Genomic DNA, 17,679 nt, shown 5'->3' with positions numbered 1-17,679 from the left:
TAGCCGCGCGCGACCTGCTATTTAGAAGCGGGCCAGGGTAGTAAAAGGCCAGTGGCGAGTTTCCCGATTTCGCGCCAGAGGAGTGACGTTTCCGCGCTCTGGTCCGCCTCTTGATGCGATCACCGGATTTTGAAGGCGATTTGTTTTCAACGAGATCGGTAGCTTTGTTTTCCGGTTTGTTTCCGGTTTGTTTTTTCCGCAGCTACGTGTTTTCAACAACTTCTCCGCTTTGTTTTCCGGTTTGTTCCGCTTTGTTTTTGGGACATTTGCCTTTGTTTTCAGTAACTTCTCCGGTTTGTTTTTCAAAATAACATCTTTTTTGTCCCACAATTTTAATGCCAAACTCTCCCTGCAACCGTTTCCGGCGGTTCGAGAGCAAGTACAAGGCCTGTCCATGGTTGCTTGCGCTGCACACGCTCCTCCGCGTCATCAGTAAGGCTACCATAGTAGCCGACAAAAGTCAAGCAAAATCAGCCGGAATTCGGCCGCTGAAAAGGCAAAGCTGCTGAGGTTCCGGGTGCCGTGTTTTCACATACTCACACGGCGCAGAGTGGGACTGAGCCTGGAGGTGTCCGTATAAGCAGACTCGATCGCCCGGGCAAGGGTGATGCACTCGTGAGTTTCAGGAACCGGACGTACGACTCTCCCAGGAAATTCATCGTAGATTTTTCCTTGCAGCAGACGCCCGGCGGCCGATTTTCTCACTCCGCCCCACTGCTTGAAGAAGAACGGAACACGCGCTGCGTGGCACTGATCTCTGACCGACAAAACCCATTCCTTTTTCATCAGGCGGGCTCCCGGGCCGCTTTCCCCACCCACAATCACCCAGTGGATGTCCAGTAGATTAAGCTGCCCAAGGTCTTCGAGCAGCGGCTCGACCGAGAGAAAGCGAACAGCAGCCGGCGCGGAGCGAAGATGGTCGATTCGCGGGAGTCCGTATTTACGGTTTTCGACGCTGACGCCCCACCAGATGTGAGGTTCGGAGGCGAAAGGCCGGAGCTTTGTCGAGAGAAGTTCGCGGAGGCGGTCGGCGCGCTTGGTGAGGACCTGAAACGTATGCCAATTGGCGTGAGCCATCACCTTGGCAACGGCAACAATGTATTCGTCGCAGACACCATCCTGAAAGAGGTCGCTCATGGAATTCACAAAGACCATCTTCGGAGAGCGCCAGCGCAGCGGTTCGCCCAATTTTTCCGGCACCAGGCGAAGATCAAAGCCTTGCTCGTAAGGATGCCCCTTAACTCCCCGAAACCGCTCCGCGAAGGTCTCGGCATAGCAATGCTTGCAGCCGGGGCTGATCTTGGTGCACCCGCGAACGGGATTCCAGGTCGCGTCCGTCCATTCAATTGAGGATTCAAATGACACTGCTATCCTCCTCGCCTTCGATGCTACTCGAAAATATGCTCGGGCATTAGATGCTCTCCACTCTCACGGAAAGAGCTTACGCTGGCCGTGCAGGTTAATCCGAGTGATTTTGTGCCAGAAGTCGTTGCCCCTTGGATGCTTGCTAGCGTACAGCAGGTAGTAGATCAATGCATTTGGTCTGTTCGTACCGGTATCCAATCACTGTCCAACGAACGATATCCCAACGATTCCAGATTTGCCAAGTATTCCTTTGCTATTTCTGAACAAACCTGGTCGAACGATGTTGTCGATTGTGGGTAGCGGGTTTTCCACCTCTCGCTGCCCACGAAGCGGGTTAAGGCGTTCATCTCCGTGTCTGTGTACTGATGGAGATTCATGCGAATTCCCATGCCTTCGGGGAAATTTATTATCAGGTCGATCTTACGGTCAACGGTTAGCTTCCGGACCGTTTCGAAAGGGATTTGTGAAATCCCAGTGGGGTCTATGAAGGCCACTCCCAAGCCTTCCGAGGGAAGCTTCACCTCTTCAATCTTGTCGTTGCAATCTCCGGGAATTATCCGCCACTTATCCAATTTGTTCGGTGCTCGTGTCTTGGCCCTCGCATCAAGGGCGCCAACGCAAGCCGGCTCGGACTCAAAGAAGTAATAATTCGCGAAATCAAAATCGTTCAGGGCAATGAGTGGGGATCCGTCAAACTCCTTATCTGATCCTCGAACACGGCACCGGCCCGGACCGGCGAACAGGTCGACGTAATACAGCTTGTCGCCCCACTTTTTCTTCATGCCATTTGAAAAGATGTCCATGTATCGGCGAAGATAGTAGAGCTTTTCCTCCGCCCAAACTCCGCTGCTCCGAACCGGCAAGCCGTCAGCGGCCGAAATTTCCTGTCCATTCATTTTGCCCGCCACCCTCCTCGATTTCTTCTCACTTGTCATACTCCTTCCAAAGGATGTATATTCGCTTTTTATTCGCCTTATGTCAAGCATTGAGCGGCACCAGCTTAACTCTGATTGTGGAATCCGCAAAGCTTCAAACCACGGCTGGAAAGAAGAGTTCTTCGGAATTGTAGCGTGCGACGCGCTTTCCTCCGAATTGGGGATCGACCGGCGTTCTGCGGCACTCGCCAAACTGATAGAATCTTCGGTTGCAATGGAGTGCGGGAAGTGAGGCACTTGCGCGTCAGCAAGGCGACGCAAGTGCAGATGGGCTAGGCTGCGAGGGATCGTCAATCAGCCAACGGAGGAAAACGGGAATGGGAAGTGAATCAGGAGAAAAGCTGGCGCATTATACGGCTTATCGGGCGGCGGGGGCGATCACGGTGGATGGCAGGCTTGATGAGCCTTCGTGGGCGATGGCGCCGCGTTCGAGCGCTTTTGTGGACATTGTGACGGGCCAGCCGGCATGGTTTGAGACGCGCGTCTCGATCCTGTGGGATGACGAGAATATCTTTTTCGGTTTCAGGGCCGATGAGCCGAACGTATGGGCCACGCTCACCGAGCGCGACTCAAAGATATACGAAGACAATGATGTGGAAGTCTTCATCGCCGGGCAGGATGCTTACTATGAATTTGAGATCAACGCGCTCAACACGATTTATGAAGTTTTCTGGATCTGGAAAGACCAGTTGAAGCCGGGCGGAAAATTTCATGGCAAGCCGGACTGGGACCCAGCGCGGCACAAAATCATGGAGATTGAGGGGATCGGCGGGCACATTCATCCGCGCGGCTGGCGCTACGGATTTCTCGACTGGGATTATCCCGGCCTCAGGCACGCCGTGCACGTGGACGGCACGCTCAACCGGCGCGATGACGTGGACAAAGGCTGGACGGTGGAACTGGCCTTTCCGTGGAAAGGGCTTGAGCTGCTTGCCGACGGCCGCTCGCTGCCGCCCAAGGACGGTGACATCTGGCGCATTGACTGCTCACGCTTCCAGCAGGTGAACAGAAAAGGCGAGCGGCTGGAAGTGAGCCCCGGCTGGACGTGGAACAAGCACGGCTACTATGATTCGCACATCCCGGAGGTTTTCACCTACGTACACTTTTCAGACCAGGTGGTACAGGAAGGACTGAAGTAGAGTTCTTCCCCGCCGAGAAATGAAGGGGAGCTCTGTGCCGCCCTCAAAGAACGGCAGAGTCTCGTCATGCGAGACCCTGTGCTGCCCCTTCAACTGAACGCACCTTTCATGCCACGGGCTTGATTTCCCGAATCCAGATGTTGCGGTAGCGCACGGGATTGTGGTGGTCCTGGAGGATTAGCGGGCCGGTGCTGCCCACGTCGGGCTTGTAATGCGGGAAGATGCGATGCCCGGTGGAACCCCAGATTTCCGTGTGGTCCTGCACCAGCACGCCGTTCTGGAAGACGGTGACATAAGCGGGCATCGCAACTTCGCCGCCCTGGAAGATGGCTGGCGTGAAGGCTATGTCGTAGGTCTGCCACTCACCGGGCGGCCGGCAGGCATTCGCGAGCGGCGGATGCTGGCCGTAGACGGCGCCGGTCTGGCCATCCGCATAGGTGATGTTGTTGTAGCTGTCGAGCACCTGGATTTCATACTGTCCCTGCAGGTAGACGCCGCTGTTACCTCGAGATTGGCTCTCTCCGTGCGGAGGATTGGGCTCGCTCCACTCGAGGTGGAGTTGAATGGGGCCGAATTTATCTTCGGTTTCAATGTCGCCCTTACCCAGGGCTACTTCGAAATATCCGTTCTCGACCGTCCATTGGGCAGGCCCGCCCTTTGCCGACTGCCACTTGGACAGATCTTTGCCGTCAAACAGAATGATAGCGTCGGAGGGCGGTTGGTCTGGAGTCTGCTGGCTGCTGAAGCTTCCCGGCGTGACGATCGGCGGATGCGGACGGCGGCCGTCATGAACATGCCACTTGCCTCCCGGCAGCATGGGAGTGTCTTCATAACCAATCGGCTCCTTGTGCTGCTGGCCGCTGGCGCGGAGCTCGAAACCAATCAGAACCGCAATGGTGGCAAAAAAAGCAACGAGAACGATGGAACTCTTTTTCATCGCAGAGCGCTCCTTTGGACGGAGATCGTAAAAACTGAGCGAGGTAGTTTTATCACGATTGGGGAAGAAAATCAGGTGGTTTTGACTGCGGGTGGAAGCTGTACTTGATTAGCGTGTTGCCAGCAGGGAAGAATTGCCCGTGTGCCGGTCGCGTCACTCGCTTCGGACGAGTTGTTGCAGCACGGGATACAGATCTTTGACCTGGCGGCGCGTTTCTTCGAGGCCGCCGGAGCAATCGATCACAAAATCGGCGCGGCGGCATTTTTCATCCGCAGGCATCTGGCTGGCGATGCGTTTCTCCGCGTCTTCGGGGCTGAGGCCGGATTTGGCGATCACCCGCTCGACCTGCTGTTCAGGCCGGCACCAGGCGACAATCGTCTTCAAAAACCGCCCGGGGATGCCGGTCTCGTAGATCAGCGCGGCATCAACGACCACCACGGCCCCAGGATGCTGTTGGCAATGCTCCGCGGCCAGCCGGCCGATGCGTTCAATGATGCGCGGATGCACGATGCGGTTCAACTGCTGCAACTGTTCGGGGTCTGCGAAAACGAGCGGGCCGAGCTTCCTGCGGTCGATGCGCCCCGCGGAGTCAAGAATCCCGCGCCCGAACGCCGCTATGAGTTCAGGAAAAGCGGGCGAGGTTGAGAGCAGCATTTCGTGGCCTATCTTGTCAGCATCGATGATGTACGCACCGAGGTCGCGCAGCAGTGCGGCGACGGCGGTTTTCCCGCAGGCAATACCGCCAGTCAATCCAAAATAACGCGCAGAAACGCTCATGGGCTTTCAACGAATAAAACCGCGAACGATGGACTTCGCGGCACCATTCTCCGCTTGTGTGCCAGGGCAAAGCAGATTCCTCTCCCGCTTCGCAGGATCGGAATGACGGGCGCCGCGTTAAGCTTTTGCCGCGGCCCTGACTCCGCGGCGAAGTTTTGCTGCCTTGACGGTGTTGGACATCAGCATGGCGATGGTGAGCGGACCCACGCCTCCCGGCACGGGCGTATACGCTCCTGCCATCTCGCGAGCGTCTTCCGGCTGAACGTCGCCGACCAGCACCGAGCCTTTCTCACGCAGCTTTTCCAGCGGCCCTGCCGGATCGTGATAAATCTTCCGGACTTCTTCCTCGGTTGTCAGGCGGTTGATTCCCACGTCGATGACGGCGGCGCCGGGCCTGATGAAGTCGCCCGTGACGAACGCGGGCCTGCCCATGGCGGCCACCAGGATGTCCGCTTCGCGCGCCACGGCAGGGAGATCGTGCGTTCTGGAATGGCAGATGGTGACGGTGGCGTGATTGTGCAGCAGCAGCATGGCGACAGGCTTCCCCACAATGTCGCTGCGTCCAATCACCACTGCGCGCGCGCCTTTCATGGTGATGCCGCTGCGGCGCAGGATTTCTATGATGCCTGCCGGGGTGCAGGGAACCAGGCCGGGGCGGTTGCGGACGAGGTTGCCCACGCTCACCGGGTGGAAGCCGTCAACGTCCTTGGCCGGATCAACGGATTCCAGCACCCGTTGGGAGTCAACCTGCGGCGGCAGAGGAAGCTGGATGAGAATGCCGTCAATGTCATCGCGGGAGTTGAGATCGTGTACGAGCTTCAGCAGGCGGTCCGTGGTGGTGTCGGCCGGCCACTCGATTTTCTCGCTGTAAAGCCCCAGTGATTCGCAGGTCTTCACCTTGCTGCGCACGTAGATCTGGGAAGCGGGGTCCTCACCCACCAGCACCGCCGCTAGCCCGGGCGTGATGCCGGCCGCTTTCAACTGCCGGATCTCGTCCCCGAGTTCCTGCTTGATTTCGTCACGGATCCTGTTGCCATCGAGAATGCGCGCGGCCACGGTGATTGCCTCCCTGGGTTGGAATAACCTGCCAGTTTAGCATAACCGGAAGGGGCCGCCCGCCGGGCCACGGCGAGCGCGCATTTGGAACGCGTTAACCTTTCGACTATAATGCTCTTACGGTATTCGCCGTCTCCTGCTCGCATGCTTCCGGACCCTGGCGAGTCCGGCGCGAACCTATCAGGATAACTGTCGGATGGTGCATTGTGGACAACCCAACTGTGACTTCAGAAACGGAAAATCGCTCGCCGCAAGGAGCAAGGCCGGTATATGGCATCGCGGAGATCATGAAATTTCTCCCGCACCGGTACCCCTTCCTGCTGGTAGACAAAATCCTTGAGCTCGAACCCGACAAGCGAATTGTCGGGCTGAAGAACGTAACCATCAACGAGCAGTTCTTTCAGGGGCACTTCCCCGGGGCTCCGGTGATGCCAGGCGTGCTGATCATCGAATCGATGGCCCAGGTGGCCGGCGTACTGATTTACCGTGACTTGCCAGACAAGAACAAGAAGCTCATTTATTTCAGCGGGATCGAGAACGCCAAATTTCGCCGCCCTGTCCTGCCGGGCGACCAGCTTCACGTGGAAATGCAGCTTCTCAGCCGCCGCAACAACTTCGGCAAAATGCAGGGACGCGCCACCGTGGATGGCAAGCTGGTGGCGGAGGCCGTGGTCCTGTTCGCCATCGTGGAGAAGCCCGGTTCATGAAAGCCCACCCTACTGCGGTGATTCATCCCAAGGCCCAGCCAGCATGCAGCGTCACGGTCGGCCCCTACACCGTGATCGGCGAGGAGGTGGAGCTGGGCGAAGACTGCGAGGTCATGTCGCACGTGGTCCTCAAGGGGCCCACGAAATTCGGCAAAGGGAATCGGATCTTTCCGTACGCTTCCATCGGGCAGGACCCGCAGGACCTCAAATATCGCGGCGAGCGGACCTTTCTGGAAATCGGCGAGGGTAATGTTTTCAGGGAATTCGTCACCGTCCATCGTGGAACATCGGCGGACGTCGGAGTCACCCGCATCGGAAGCCATAACCTGCTGATGGCTTACGTTCACATCGCCCACGACTGCCAGCTTGGAAACCACATCATCATGTCCAATGGGGCGTCACTGGCGGGGCACGTCGAGATTGGCGACCACGCCATCGTGGGGGCGTTTTGCGGAATTCACCAGTTCTGCCGGATTGGATCCTACAGCTTTCTGGGCAGCTACACGATTGTGAATAAGGACATCCTTCCATACTCAAAGACGTCGGCTGACAGGCCCGCCGAAGTTTACGGGGCCAACCGGCTGGGGCTCGAGCGCGTGGGCCTGCCGGAGGCGGATATCGACGAGTTGCAGGCCGCCTTCCGAATCCTCTGCCGTTCCAAACTGAATACGACTCAGGCGCTAGAAAAGCTCGAGGCCGGCGGGATCAAGTCCTCTCACGTGCGGACGCTGGTTGATTTTGTCAGGACCTCCGCTCGCGGTGTGGTCAAGTGACGGAAGAATCCACAAAGACAGGAATTCACGCAGCGGGTGGTGCTGCGCTCGAACCCTCAACCGCGACGGCCGCCAGCGACCGCTATGCCATCATTGCGGGCAATGGGCGTTTCCCGTTTCTGGTGCTCGATGCTGCGCATGACCGCCGTGTTGAGCCGCTGGTTGTTGCCATCAAGGAAGAAGCCTTTCCGGAACTGGGCAAGAAGGCGCGTGAGATTGAATGGCTGAGCCTGGGCGAAGTCGCCCGACTGCTGGAGCTGCTCACCGAGCGCGGAGTCAACAAGGTGGTGCTGGCGGGGCAGGTGAAACACGTGCAGCTTTTCAGTTCCATCAAGCCCGACGGCGTGGTTGAGCGGACCTTGAACGGGATGGAGCGCAAGAATACTGACGCGCTGATCGGCGCCTTTGTCGGCATGCTGGAGGCGCGAGGTATCCAAGTGGTGGATTCGACTCTGTTTCTGAAGCCCCTGCTGGCTGACGCTGGCGTGATGACCGAGCGGGCACCCGACGAAAGCGAGCTTGCCGACATTGCTTACGGAAGGGAAATCGCCAAAACGATTGCCGGACTCGACATTGGGCAGACGATTGTCGTAGCGGACCGTGCCTGCGTGGCAATTGAGGCCATGGAGGGGACCGACGCGGCCATCGAGCGCGCCGCAAGTTTGGGTAACGGAAAGCGGCTGGTGGTCGTCAAAGTCAGTAAGCCGCAACAGGATATGCGGTTCGATGTTCCGGTGGCAGGCGTCAGGACCATCCGGGTGATGAAGCGCGCAAATGCCCAGGTGCTGGCCGTCGATGCAGGCAGGACGCTGCTGTTTGAGCGGCAGCAGTTGATCCGTGAAGCAAACGAGGCGGGAATCGCCGTGGTTGGAATGAACGATTGACAGAACTTTTGCCGCAGCGTGGGGCCGCTTCTGCGGCGGACCGAGGGGCTTATTTCAGAGTTGCAGAAAGTGCCCGTTGCCGTCATCGGCGTGGGAGAGCACGGTAAGAGGCATGCACATGCCCTCAAACGCGTTCAGGGCGCGGAGCTGGCAGGGGTTTACGACCGGGTGCACGACCGCGCGGGCGACCTGGCCGCCGAACTGGGCGTCAAGGCATTCAAGAGTCTGAGCGGGACTCTGGAAGCCGTGGAAGCCGTCAGCATCGTGATCCCGACCACAGAGCATGCAGCCGTGGCGCGCCTGGCGATGGAAGCCGGCAAGGATGTTTTGCTTGAAAAGCCGATTACGCGTACATTAGAAGAAGCCGATGAACTGATTGAAATCGCAGACCGCACGGGGCGGATCCTTCAGGTAGGTCATCTGGAGCGCTTCAACCCGGGAGCGCTAGCCGCCAAAGCCGTGACGCACCAGCCCCTGTTCTTTGAAATCCATCGGCTGGGAGTCTTCAGTCCCCGCAGCCTCGACGTGGACGTGGTGTTTGATCTCATGATCCATGATCTCGATCTGGTTCTGTGGCTGGCCAGTGCGCAGGTGCGCGACGTGCGCGCCGTCGGCTTGCCCGTGCTCACGGACCGTGTTGATATTGCCAACGCGCGGGTCGAGTTTGAAAATGGGGCGGTGGCAAACTTCACCGCCAGCCGCGTCAGCACCGAAAAAGTCAGGAAATTCCGGTATTTCCAGCCCCACGAATATATTTCCATCGATTTCTCCAGGCGGGACGCCCTGCTTCTCAGCGTGGGGAATGACAGTCAAAATCCGCAGATAGCGTTCCGGAAACTCGAAGTGCAAAACAAGGACCCGCTGGAAGCTGAACTTGAATCATTTGCCGATTGCGTTCGAAGCAGGCGGCCGCCGCTGGTGGGAGGCCGGGAGGGCCGATCTGCATTGGCATTGGCCGAGAAGGTCATGTTTTGCATCGAAGAACATGCGAGCCGCGTGAAGGTCCCCTTGACAAGGCCAGCAGGTCACAGTGGCGAGTTATAGGTCCGGCCGGGTACCTCGCGGACCCGGCAGGGTTTTCACACGTTATGAGCCTTCAACCCGAGTTTCGGCTCCTGGTTGACCTCGAGACTGAGGTCGCCCGCTGGCGCCGCCGGACTTATTTCCTGCTTGCTGTCTTTCTGCAAATTGCGGTTGGCCTGATCGTCATGTTTACCCCGGGACTCTTCAGCCGCCTGATCGGGGTGGCAGCCATTCCGGTTCAGCTAAAACAAGAGAGGCCCCAGCAGCAGACGATGCTCTACTTTCCGCCGGACCTCCTGCGTTCGCTCAAAAAACCTCCTCCTACCAATACCCTGTCTGACAAGAATCGGAGGGCCCAGGGTGAATCACCCAAGGTGGACGACAAAGGCTTGAAAATGCCCTACATGCGGGGCAACACACGCCTGCCCGAGGTAGCAGGAGGCCATCGACCTCCGGCGCCGCCGCCCAAGCCTCCGGCCGAAAAGCCCGCGCCCCAGGAGACCGCCCAGGCGCCCAAGCCAACTCCTCCTGCCCCGACGGCGCCTAAGAAGGAACCGCCGGAGGAGGCCCAGCTTCATCTGAATACCGTCAAGCCCTCTGCAGGCGGAAGCCCGCGCATCAGGATTCCATCGGACACCGCCGGCCAGGCCATTCAGCAGTCGCTCCAGGCCGCCATACAAAACCCGGCCAGTCCTGGGCCGGTCGGCCCGGGGGATTCGCCCGACCAGTTCCAGAATATCCAGCCTAATTTTTCGACCTCCGGACCGATCATTCTATCCGATACGCGGGGAGTAAACTTCGGACCCTACCTGGCGCGGGTAGTGTACATTGTCCGGCGCAACTGGTACGCCGTTATTCCGGAATCGGCACGCCTCGGAGAAAAAGGCCGCGTAGCGCTGGTGTTTGAGATCATTAAGGACGGGTCCGTGCCTCAGCTACGACTCCTGGCGGGTTCAGGATCAACCGCCCTGGACCAGGCTGCGCTCGCATCCATACGCGCGTCCAACCCTTTTCCCCCTTTGCCTCAAGAATTTACGGGCAATCACCTGGTGCTGGAATTCATCTACTTCTACAATATGGGCACGAACTATTGAACGGTTCGGGATGGTCGGCTAGAATCAAAGTCGGCGGACGCTCAGGGACCGGCAAGAGTTCAGTTGTGGCATTACGTCTCTGAATTCCGCGATACTCGAAACCATTGGTCCTTTCATCTCGTCATGGAGCGCCCTTCAAGGTTGCAATTGCTTGGTGCTTTCCTGCTGCTTGCCGTGGTCCTTTGCATCCTTCTTGGCGGTTATCTGCATCTGGTATGGTTGATGAGGTAGCACGGGACTATCCGTTGATCGCCATTGCCGGCCCTACGGCGTCTGGCAAGTCGGAGCTTGCGGTTTTCCTGGCAGCGCGGCTGGGCGGTGAAGTCGTCAGTTATGACTCGGTCCAATTCTACCGAGGATTCGATATCGGAACGGGCAAGCTGACGCCTGAAGAGCGCAGGGGAATACCGCACCACCTCCTGGATTGCCTCGATCCCGCGGAGCCTTTTACGGCGGGTGACTTTCGACGGGAAGCCGCCAAGGTAATCGAGGGAATTCGCAAGCGCGGAAATCTACCCATCCTGGCTGGAGGGACAGGACTTTACCTGCGAGCGCTGCTGATGGGCCTGTTTGAAGGGCCTCCACGGTCAGAAAAGTTGCGGTCTCGGCTGCGCGCCCTGGCCGACCGTCGCGGACGGGAGTTTGTCCATCGGCTGCTGGCGAGACTCGACCCGGTGGCGGCGCGCCGCGTTGATCCGCGCGACCTGCAAAAAGTGGTCCGCGCAGTAGAAGTTTGTGTGGTTGCCCGACGCGCGATGTCTGCGCTGCAGGCGCGTGGCCGGGAGCCGCTGGCCGGTTATCGGTGCTTCAAAATCGGCCTTAATCCGGACAGGGAGGACCTCTACGCGCGCATCAACCAGCGAGTGGAAAGGATGTTTGCTGCGGGGCTGGAAGAAGAAACACGCCGCATGCTACTGCGGCCGGATGCTGAGGCGATCAAATGCCTGGGCTCGATCGGCTACCGCCAGGCTGCCGCGGCTTTGCGCGGGGAAATCTCGCTGGATGACGCCATCCGCCAAACTCAAACCGCAACCCGGCAATATGCCAAGCGCCAGATGACCTGGTTCCGGCGGGAGGCGGAGATCAAGGGATTCTCAGGTTTTGGGGACGATATCGCGCTCCAGCTTCAGGTGATGGATGCGCTGGACCTTTGGTTTGCATCAAAATATAGAGGGGCCTCCTGCTCGTCGAAGGTTGTATCCTTGTAAGGGATGAAGCGCTGTGAATGCGCTGGCGGAAACAGGATCATTATGGAAAAACAACAGAACATTCAGGATGGTTTTTTGAATTCCCTGCGTAAAGAAAAGTCGCTGGTCACGGTTTATCTGATGAGCGGCGTCAAGCTGACCGGAAGAATTCGCAGCTTTGACAAGTTTGCCGTCATTCTGGACAGCAACGGCATGGAACAACTGATTTTCAAGCACGCGATTTCAACTGTGTTGTTGAACCGCACAAACAGCACCGCAGCTTCGCCGGCGCCCCCGGGAGGATAGTTGGAAATTCGCCAGCAGCAGACTTCTGAGAAAGCGTACCTGGTAGGCTGGGTCCAGACGCGGCGGGGAAAGATCGTTGCCGACTATGACCCGGAAGAAAGCCTGGAGGAACTTCACGAACTGGCTGCCAGCGCCGGCGCCCACGTCGTGGGTTCCGTGCTGCAGAAGTCACCGCAACCTGATGCAGCCACGCTTGTAGGCCGCGGCAAGACCCATGAGATTTACGGGGCCGCCCGCGCGGCGCATGCGGACGTCATTCTCTTCGACCACGACCTGACCCCGACACAGCTTCGCAATCTCGAGTCGGCGCTCCATTCGAAGGTGGTCGATCGCACCCAGCTCATTCTGGACATTTTCGCCCGGCGCGCTCGCAGCCGCGAAGGCCAGCTCCAGGTGGAACTGGCCCAGCTTACGTATCTTTTGCCTCGCCTTTCCGGCCACGGCACACGCCTTTCAAGGCTGGGCGGCGGCATCGGGACCCGAGGTCCTGGCGAACAGCAACTGGAATTTGACCGGCGGCGAATTCGCGCCCGCATCCAGCGGCTGACCCGCGGAATCGCCAAGGTGCGCGGGGAGCGGTCTCTGCACCGGGCCCATCGCCGCGACCAGCAGTTCCTGACCGTGTCCCTGGTGGGCTATACCAACGCCGGAAAATCAACGCTGTTTAACGCCCTCACCCGCGCCCGCACCTCCACTTCAAGCCGGCTGTTCGCAACCCTTGACCCGACGGTCCGGGCCATTCAGCTTCCCTCACGCCGGCGGGTGTTGCTTTCTGACACGGTGGGATTCATCCGCAAGCTGCCTCCGCACGTGGTCGCGGCCTTCCGCGCCACGCTGGAGGAACTGGAGGAAGCAAGCCTGCTTCTGCACGTGATGGACGCTTCTCATTCCCACCAGCATCAGCATGAGGCCACCGTCGAGGGTCTGCTGGAAAAAATAGGCCTGGCAGGTACGCCTCGCCTCCTGATCTGGAATAAGATTGACCTATTAGACGAAACAGCCCGGTCGCGCCTGCCGAAAAGCCCCAGGCACGTGGAAATGTCAGCCCGCACCGGAGAAGGCTTCGAGAGATTGCGGAACGCCATCGACTCCGCCCTCGAAGACGACCCGATCGTTGAGACAGAGTTTGAGTTTTCAGCCGGGGATGGCGAGCGCCTGGCCCTCCTGCACCGGACCGGGGACGTCCTTTCCACCCGATACGAAGACAACCGTGTCCACGTCCGCGCGCGATTGGCGCGGTCCCTGAGACAAAAGCTGGAACCTCGGAGCGACCCACCCACCGGCGTTTTGGCGTCCCCATAAACCCCTGTATTTTCGCGGCTTGGAACCTGTGGAAAAAACTGTGGAAAAGAGTTCGGCAGCCGCGCATTTAGCGGCCCTCGAAAATCCCACTCAAAATCCAGTTTTTTGCCGGACTGTGATATCGGCTTGTGTTTTCAATAACTTAAACGTCCACTAATGAGAACTGTCTTAAGAAGCGCCGCGGATTTGTGGTCTGGTGAGGCCAGAAACCGTGGCTGGAGTTTTGCACAAATACGAGGCCAGAAGGTCCCTTGAAGTTGTAGCCTGCCAACCCCTCATTTTGCCGTTAAATCGGTTCTTCAGCAGTATAGGCTCTGCGGGTAGCCGTAGCCTGCTTGCCACCGCCTGGCACGGCAATGGCTCTGGACGCGGGGACGGGCCATACCCTCCGGTGAAGAGGTGTACTGGCCGTCCCGATTGGGTCTGCGCCGCAGCGGCTTTGACGGGCGCGTGGCCTGGGAATTGCAACCTCTGAACGCGGCTGCGTCGAACTTCGAAGGGCAGCGTGGCCGGGCGCGGGGCGACTGAATCAGAATTTGCGGGCGCGGTGCAGCGGAGGCGAATTCAGCTTCAGCCTGCAGACGATTTGCGATACGATGGGCTTCCAAAAAATGTTTGCGCGGGATTAGTTAGTTCCGTTGACACTCCGCATCGCCTTGGCTATAGTGGGGGTGTCAGTCCGGCTCCCTGCTGAAATCCATGGAATACCTTGGCGAGAGAGCCTATTCTCCTTAGAATTCCGCCGGGATGCAACTCCAATTGATATGAATTTGCCCCTCTCACTGACGGTCCTGAGGATCTTTTTCGTTCCTCTCATTGTCGTCCTGTTGTTGACGAAGGGGAACAACATGGACATCTGGGCCGTGGTGGTATTCCTGCTGGCGTCAGCCACCGACCTGCTGGACGGATACCTGGCACGGAAGCGGGGGCAGGTGACGGCAATGGGAATCCTGCTGGATCCGCTGGCCGACAAGCTGCTGACGGCATCCGCGTTTATTTCACTGGTATGGCTGCACCTGGTCCCGGCCTGGATGGTGGTCATCATCGTGGGGCGCGAACTGGCGGTTACCGGGCTCCGGTCAATCGCCTCCGTCCAGGGAATTCTGCTCCAGGCTTCGGAGCTTGGCAAAACGAAAATGGTCCTGCAGGTGGCGGCCATCAGTGTGATAACCCTTGAACCCCGGTTCCCATCCACCTTCCTCGCGGGCATGCTCCTGCTCTGGGCGGTTGTAGTGTTCGCGCTTATTTCAGGCACGCAATATTTCTGGGATTTTCGCAGGAAGATGGAAGCCCGCCTGAAGCACCAGAGTCCCGGACAACTGGTTGTTATTCCGGGCGGCAAGGATAAAGAGGGTGAGAAAGATGTCGCCGCTCATTGAAGAGGACCGGAAAACTCTGCTCCGGCTGGCCCGGCAGGCCCTGGAAGACGGCGTTGGCGGGGTCACGGAGCCCAAAGAACTTCCGCAACCTGCGCCGGCCCTCCTGGAATGTCGCGGAGCTTTTGTTACTCTGCGCAAGCACGGAGAACTTCGAGGTTGCATCGGGCATGTACAGACTTCTGCGCCCCTCTACAAAACCGTCCAGGAATGCGCCGTAGCCGCTGCACTGACTGATCCCCGGTTCCGGCCCGTCACGCCTGATGAAACGCCCTTGCTGCACCTGGAAATTTCCATCCTCAGTATGCCAGAACAAATGGCTCCCGATCAGATTGTGATCGGAGAGCACGGGCTGATTGTCAGCCGGGGCTCCCGGCGCGGCCTGCTTCTGCCACAGGTTCCTGTTACCTGGAACTGGGACCGTGAGCAGTTTCTGGAACAAACCTGCCTGAAGGCGGGACTGCCCGCCGATGCCTGGAAACAAAGCGCTCGAATCGAGGCGTTCACGGCGGAGGTGTTTGAAGAACCGCCTGGTCCCGCCGTCCAGTCACCCTCTCAGGACAAAATCCGGCACATTACGGCCAACTGAGCACGGTTGCCTTGCAAGCGGTTTCTCCCGTTGTTCCTAGAGATCATCCTCCAGGAAGGCGGCCGGAAAAAGAGCTTGACATCCACCCTGGGAATGCTAATATTTTAGCACGTTGCTAATAGATTAGCAGAAAGAGGGGCGGATGACCCAAAACGAACATCACAAACTCAGCCGCCGCGAACGCCAGATCATGGATGTCCTTTATCAGCGCCAACGGGCCTCCGCGGCTGAAATCCGCGAGTCCCTTCCCAATGCTCCCAGCTATTCGGCAGTGCGGGCGCTGCTGCGTATTCTGGAGGAGAAGGGGCACGTGCGGCACGAAGAAAAGGACCTGCGCTACGTCTACATCCCCACCGCGCCGCGCGGTCGCGTACGGCGCAGGGCTTTGCGGCACGTGGTGGATACATTCTTCGACGGCTCAGCCGCGCAGGCCGTGGCGGCCCTGCTGGATTCTTCCGCGGCGGGCCTTTCCGAGGAAGAACTTGACCGAATTGCAGGCCTGATCGAGCAGGCTCGAAAGAATGGTGGCTCATGACAGCGGTGGTTCATTTAGCTGTGCGAGTGCTTCAGCTTTTCTCGGGCTGGTCTGGATGGTCCTGGGCGCCTGTTTCGGAAGTTCTCGTCAAAGTGACAATCCTGTTGCTCACGGCGTTTGCGTTGGTTCTGGTACTGCGACGCGCCTCGGCGGCGGGCCGTCATCTCGTCTGGACCCTCTCGCTGTGTGCGGTGCTGGCTTTGCCGATTTTTGCGCTGGCGTTTCCGGCGTGGGAAGTCCCTGTCTTTCCGTCGGCTCAATCTGGCATCGCCAGCGAGGTAACGAGTATTTATCGCGAGCGATCGGCGGAGCCGCCGGAGGACCACCTCGTTCCAGTTGCTGTGGTGCCAAGTCCGGCCAAGCCGGTATGGCCCGGCGTGCTTCTGGTCGTATGGGCGCTTGGGTCATTGTTCTGTATGGCGCGAATGGTGGTCGGGCAGTCGTGTGTCCGCAGTCTTGCCGGGCGGTCGCGACTATGTCAATCCAGCCAGGCGCTTTCAGCTCTGAAGAGCGACCTCCAGCGTCTGCGTATTTCACGTGCTGTTGAGCTTCGGACCGGTGCGGAAATTGGAATTCCGTTTACCAGGGGATTCTTCCGACCGGCCATCTTCCTGCCGGAGGAAGCCGGTGAGTGGAAGGGCGAGCGGCTCGAGTTCGTGCTGGCGCACGAGCTGGCCCACGTCGCTCGACATGATTGTCTGACGCAGATTCCGGCACAGGTTGCCTGCGCATTGTTCTGGTTTCATCCTCTGGTCTGGCTTGCGGCTTTTCAGATGCGCAAGGAGCGAGAACGAGCGTGTGATGACATGGTCCTGAATCTGGGTCATCCGGCGGCAGATTACGCCGAATTTCTCGTAATGTTGTGCCGCAGCCTGCGGAACATCACTCCAGCGTGGTCAACAGGTATCGCCATGGCCGAATCCTCTCAATTGGAGGTCCGTATGAAGGCGTTGCTTGATCCCAAAATTAATCACAAGCCCTTGGCTGCAAGCCGGGTTCTTTTTGCCGCAGTTCTCACAATGGCGTTGCTTGTGCCGGCGGCGGTGATCCATGCCACGGCTAAGAACGACACCGGAAGTATTTCAGGAACCGTGCACGACCCCAGTGGAGCTGTTGTTCCAGACGCGGGAGTCACCCTCACCAACACTCAATCACATGAGCAGGTCGAAATCCAGACAGGAGAAGATGGGACGTTCAGCTTCCCAGGAGTTCAGCCCGGAAGCTATCAGCTTGAAATTTCCAAGCCTGGCTTCGTCCGTAAAAGAATCCCGATTCTGGAACTGGCGTCCTCACGTCGGTTTAACGAAAACATCTCTCTGGACATCGGAGAAGTGACACAGACGGTCCTCGTGACCGGGCATAGGCCGGCAGGGACTGCGTCCAAGCCGCAGCACGCGCCACGACGCATCCGGGTCGGCGGCTTGGTTCAGGCGCCCAAGCTAATAAAGAAGACTCATCCTGTTTATCCCCCCAGCGCCGAGGAGCAGGGAATTGAAGGCAGCGTCATTATGCGGGCTGTGATCGGGACAAGCGGCCAGATCCTTTCGCTTTCTCCCTACAATGGCGCTGATCCTGCCCTGATTAAATCTGCCATGGATGCTGTCCGCCAGTGGCATTACCAGCCGACGCTCTTGAACGGGGAGCCAGTGGAAGTTGCGACCACCATCACGGTGGTTTTTCGGCTGGATCAGTAG

Annotated in this window: 19 protein-coding genes; 13 read left to right on the top strand and 6 right to left on the bottom strand. The window is 58.6% G+C overall.

Annotated features, from left to right (window positions below):
- Positions 1–21 precede the first annotated feature (21 nt).
- From VFQ24_04210 to tcmP, 3 genes are all read right to left on the bottom strand, one after another.
- Entirely contained in the window at positions 22–342 is a 321-nt protein-coding gene (locus VFQ24_04210; GenBank protein HET9177543.1) for a hypothetical protein, read from the bottom strand.
- A gap of 186 nt (positions 343–528) precedes the next feature.
- The gene (locus tag VFQ24_04205) at positions 529–1,365 is read right to left on the bottom strand and encodes a phage Gp37/Gp68 family protein (protein HET9177542.1); all 837 of its coding nucleotides are present in this window, start codon (positions 1,363–1,365) and stop codon (positions 529–531) included.
- A gap of 164 nt (positions 1,366–1,529) precedes the next feature.
- Positions 1,530–2,351 carry a three-Cys-motif partner protein TcmP gene (gene tcmP, locus VFQ24_04200; GenBank protein HET9177541.1) on the bottom strand — a complete coding sequence of 274 codons (822 nt, stop codon included), beginning with the start codon at positions 2,349–2,351 and terminating at the stop codon, positions 1,530–1,532.
- 266 nt (positions 2,352–2,617) lie between these two features.
- On the opposite strand from tcmP, the gene VFQ24_04195 reads away from it, so the two are divergent.
- Positions 2,618–3,439, top strand: coding sequence for a carbohydrate-binding family 9-like protein (locus tag VFQ24_04195; GenBank protein HET9177540.1), 822 nt, complete (start codon positions 2,618–2,620; stop codon positions 3,437–3,439).
- 106 nt (positions 3,440–3,545) lie between these two features.
- Here the strand turns inward: VFQ24_04195 and VFQ24_04190 are convergent, their stop codons facing one another.
- From VFQ24_04190 to folD, 3 genes are all read right to left on the bottom strand, one after another.
- Positions 3,546–4,376 (bottom strand): DUF1080 domain-containing protein, encoded by an 831-nt coding sequence (locus VFQ24_04190; protein ID HET9177539.1) that lies wholly within the window; start codon positions 4,374–4,376, stop codon positions 3,546–3,548.
- Positions 4,377–4,529: 153 nt separating this feature from the next.
- Positions 4,530–5,153 carry a dephospho-CoA kinase gene (gene coaE, locus VFQ24_04185; GenBank protein ID HET9177538.1) on the bottom strand — a complete coding sequence of 208 codons (624 nt, stop codon included), beginning with the start codon at positions 5,151–5,153 and terminating at the stop codon, positions 4,530–4,532.
- A gap of 117 nt (positions 5,154–5,270) precedes the next feature.
- Positions 5,271–6,209 (bottom strand): bifunctional methylenetetrahydrofolate dehydrogenase/methenyltetrahydrofolate cyclohydrolase FolD, encoded by a 939-nt coding sequence (folD, locus tag VFQ24_04180; protein HET9177537.1) that lies wholly within the window; start codon positions 6,207–6,209, stop codon positions 5,271–5,273.
- Positions 6,210–6,415: 206 nt separating this feature from the next.
- Here folD and fabZ point away from each other — a divergent pair, with 206 nt between their 5' ends.
- From fabZ to VFQ24_04120, 12 genes are all read left to right on the top strand, one after another.
- Positions 6,416–6,916 (top strand): 3-hydroxyacyl-ACP dehydratase FabZ, encoded by a 501-nt coding sequence (gene fabZ / locus VFQ24_04175; GenBank protein HET9177536.1) that lies wholly within the window; start codon positions 6,416–6,418, stop codon positions 6,914–6,916.
- Positions 6,913–7,689, top strand: coding sequence for an acyl-ACP--UDP-N-acetylglucosamine O-acyltransferase (gene lpxA, locus VFQ24_04170; protein HET9177535.1), 777 nt, complete (start codon positions 6,913–6,915; stop codon positions 7,687–7,689). The genes fabZ and lpxA overlap by 4 nt, the downstream gene beginning before the upstream one ends.
- Positions 7,686–8,573: a UDP-2,3-diacylglucosamine diphosphatase LpxI gene (lpxI, locus tag VFQ24_04165; GenBank protein ID HET9177534.1), complete on the top strand. Its 888-nt coding sequence runs from the start codon at positions 7,686–7,688 to the stop codon at positions 8,571–8,573. Before lpxA ends, lpxI begins: the two co-directional genes overlap by 4 nt.
- A 69-nt stretch (positions 8,574–8,642) precedes the next feature.
- Positions 8,643–9,617: a Gfo/Idh/MocA family oxidoreductase gene (locus tag VFQ24_04160; protein HET9177533.1), complete on the top strand. Its 975-nt coding sequence runs from the start codon at positions 8,643–8,645 to the stop codon at positions 9,615–9,617.
- Positions 9,618–9,661: 44 nt separating this feature from the next.
- A complete protein-coding gene (locus tag VFQ24_04155; GenBank protein ID HET9177532.1) occupies positions 9,662–10,690 on the top strand; it encodes a TonB family protein in 1,029 nt (342 codons plus the stop codon).
- Positions 10,691–10,905: 215 nt separating this feature from the next.
- Positions 10,906–11,898 (top strand): tRNA (adenosine(37)-N6)-dimethylallyltransferase MiaA, encoded by a 993-nt coding sequence (gene miaA, locus VFQ24_04150; protein ID HET9177531.1) that lies wholly within the window; start codon positions 10,906–10,908, stop codon positions 11,896–11,898.
- A 42-nt stretch (positions 11,899–11,940) separates the two neighbouring features.
- Entirely contained in the window at positions 11,941–12,183 is a 243-nt protein-coding gene (gene hfq, locus VFQ24_04145; GenBank protein HET9177530.1) for an RNA chaperone Hfq, read from the top strand.
- Positions 12,184–13,485: a GTPase HflX gene (gene hflX / locus VFQ24_04140; protein ID HET9177529.1), complete on the top strand. Its 1,302-nt coding sequence runs from the start codon at positions 12,184–12,186 to the stop codon at positions 13,483–13,485.
- A 764-nt stretch (positions 13,486–14,249) separates the two neighbouring features.
- Entirely contained in the window at positions 14,250–14,864 is a 615-nt protein-coding gene (pgsA, locus tag VFQ24_04135) for a CDP-diacylglycerol--glycerol-3-phosphate 3-phosphatidyltransferase (protein HET9177528.1), read from the top strand.
- Positions 14,848–15,450: an AmmeMemoRadiSam system protein A gene (amrA, locus tag VFQ24_04130; protein ID HET9177527.1), complete on the top strand. Its 603-nt coding sequence runs from the start codon at positions 14,848–14,850 to the stop codon at positions 15,448–15,450. Before pgsA ends, amrA begins: the two co-directional genes overlap by 17 nt.
- A gap of 142 nt (positions 15,451–15,592) precedes the next feature.
- The gene (locus VFQ24_04125) at positions 15,593–15,985 is read left to right on the top strand and encodes a BlaI/MecI/CopY family transcriptional regulator (GenBank protein ID HET9177526.1); all 393 of its coding nucleotides are present in this window, start codon (positions 15,593–15,595) and stop codon (positions 15,983–15,985) included.
- Positions 15,982–17,679: a M56 family metallopeptidase gene (locus VFQ24_04120; GenBank protein ID HET9177525.1), complete on the top strand. Its 1,698-nt coding sequence runs from the start codon at positions 15,982–15,984 to the stop codon at positions 17,677–17,679. Before VFQ24_04125 ends, VFQ24_04120 begins: the two co-directional genes overlap by 4 nt.

It is taken from the genome of Terriglobia bacterium (genome assembly GCA_035712365.1).
Classification (GTDB): Bacteria; Acidobacteriota; Terriglobia; order UBA7540; family UBA7540; genus SCRD01.
The sequence above is the reverse complement of the archived record's forward strand: the minus strand, read 5'-3'. Positions and strand labels throughout refer to the sequence as shown.

What these genes read in the sequence shown, in the direction of transcription:
- coaE (HET9177538.1), bottom strand. Translation starts at nt 5,153, where the DNA reads ATGAGCGTTTCTGCGCGTTATTTTGGATTGACTGGCGGTATTGCCTGC.
- pgsA (HET9177528.1), top strand. Translation starts at nt 14,250, where the DNA reads ATGAATTTGCCCCTCTCACTGACGGTCCTGAGGATCTTTTTCGTTCCT.
- lpxA (HET9177535.1), top strand. Translation starts at nt 6,913, where the DNA reads ATGAAAGCCCACCCTACTGCGGTGATTCATCCCAAGGCCCAGCCAGCA.
- VFQ24_04125 (HET9177526.1), top strand. Translation starts at nt 15,593, where the DNA reads ATGACCCAAAACGAACATCACAAACTCAGCCGCCGCGAACGCCAGATC.
- hfq (HET9177530.1), top strand. Translation starts at nt 11,941, where the DNA reads ATGGAAAAACAACAGAACATTCAGGATGGTTTTTTGAATTCCCTGCGT.
- VFQ24_04120 (HET9177525.1), top strand. Translation starts at nt 15,982, where the DNA reads ATGACAGCGGTGGTTCATTTAGCTGTGCGAGTGCTTCAGCTTTTCTCG.
- VFQ24_04190 (HET9177539.1), bottom strand. Translation starts at nt 4,376, where the DNA reads ATGAAAAAGAGTTCCATCGTTCTCGTTGCTTTTTTTGCCACCATTGCG.
- amrA (HET9177527.1), top strand. Translation starts at nt 14,848, where the DNA reads ATGTCGCCGCTCATTGAAGAGGACCGGAAAACTCTGCTCCGGCTGGCC.
- miaA (HET9177531.1), top strand. Translation starts at nt 10,906, where the DNA reads ATGGTTGATGAGGTAGCACGGGACTATCCGTTGATCGCCATTGCCGGC.
- VFQ24_04155 (HET9177532.1), top strand. Translation starts at nt 9,662, where the DNA reads ATGAGCCTTCAACCCGAGTTTCGGCTCCTGGTTGACCTCGAGACTGAG.
- tcmP (HET9177541.1), bottom strand. Translation starts at nt 2,351, where the DNA reads ATGCTTGACATAAGGCGAATAAAAAGCGAATATACATCCTTTGGAAGG.
- VFQ24_04195 (HET9177540.1), top strand. Translation starts at nt 2,618, where the DNA reads ATGGGAAGTGAATCAGGAGAAAAGCTGGCGCATTATACGGCTTATCGG.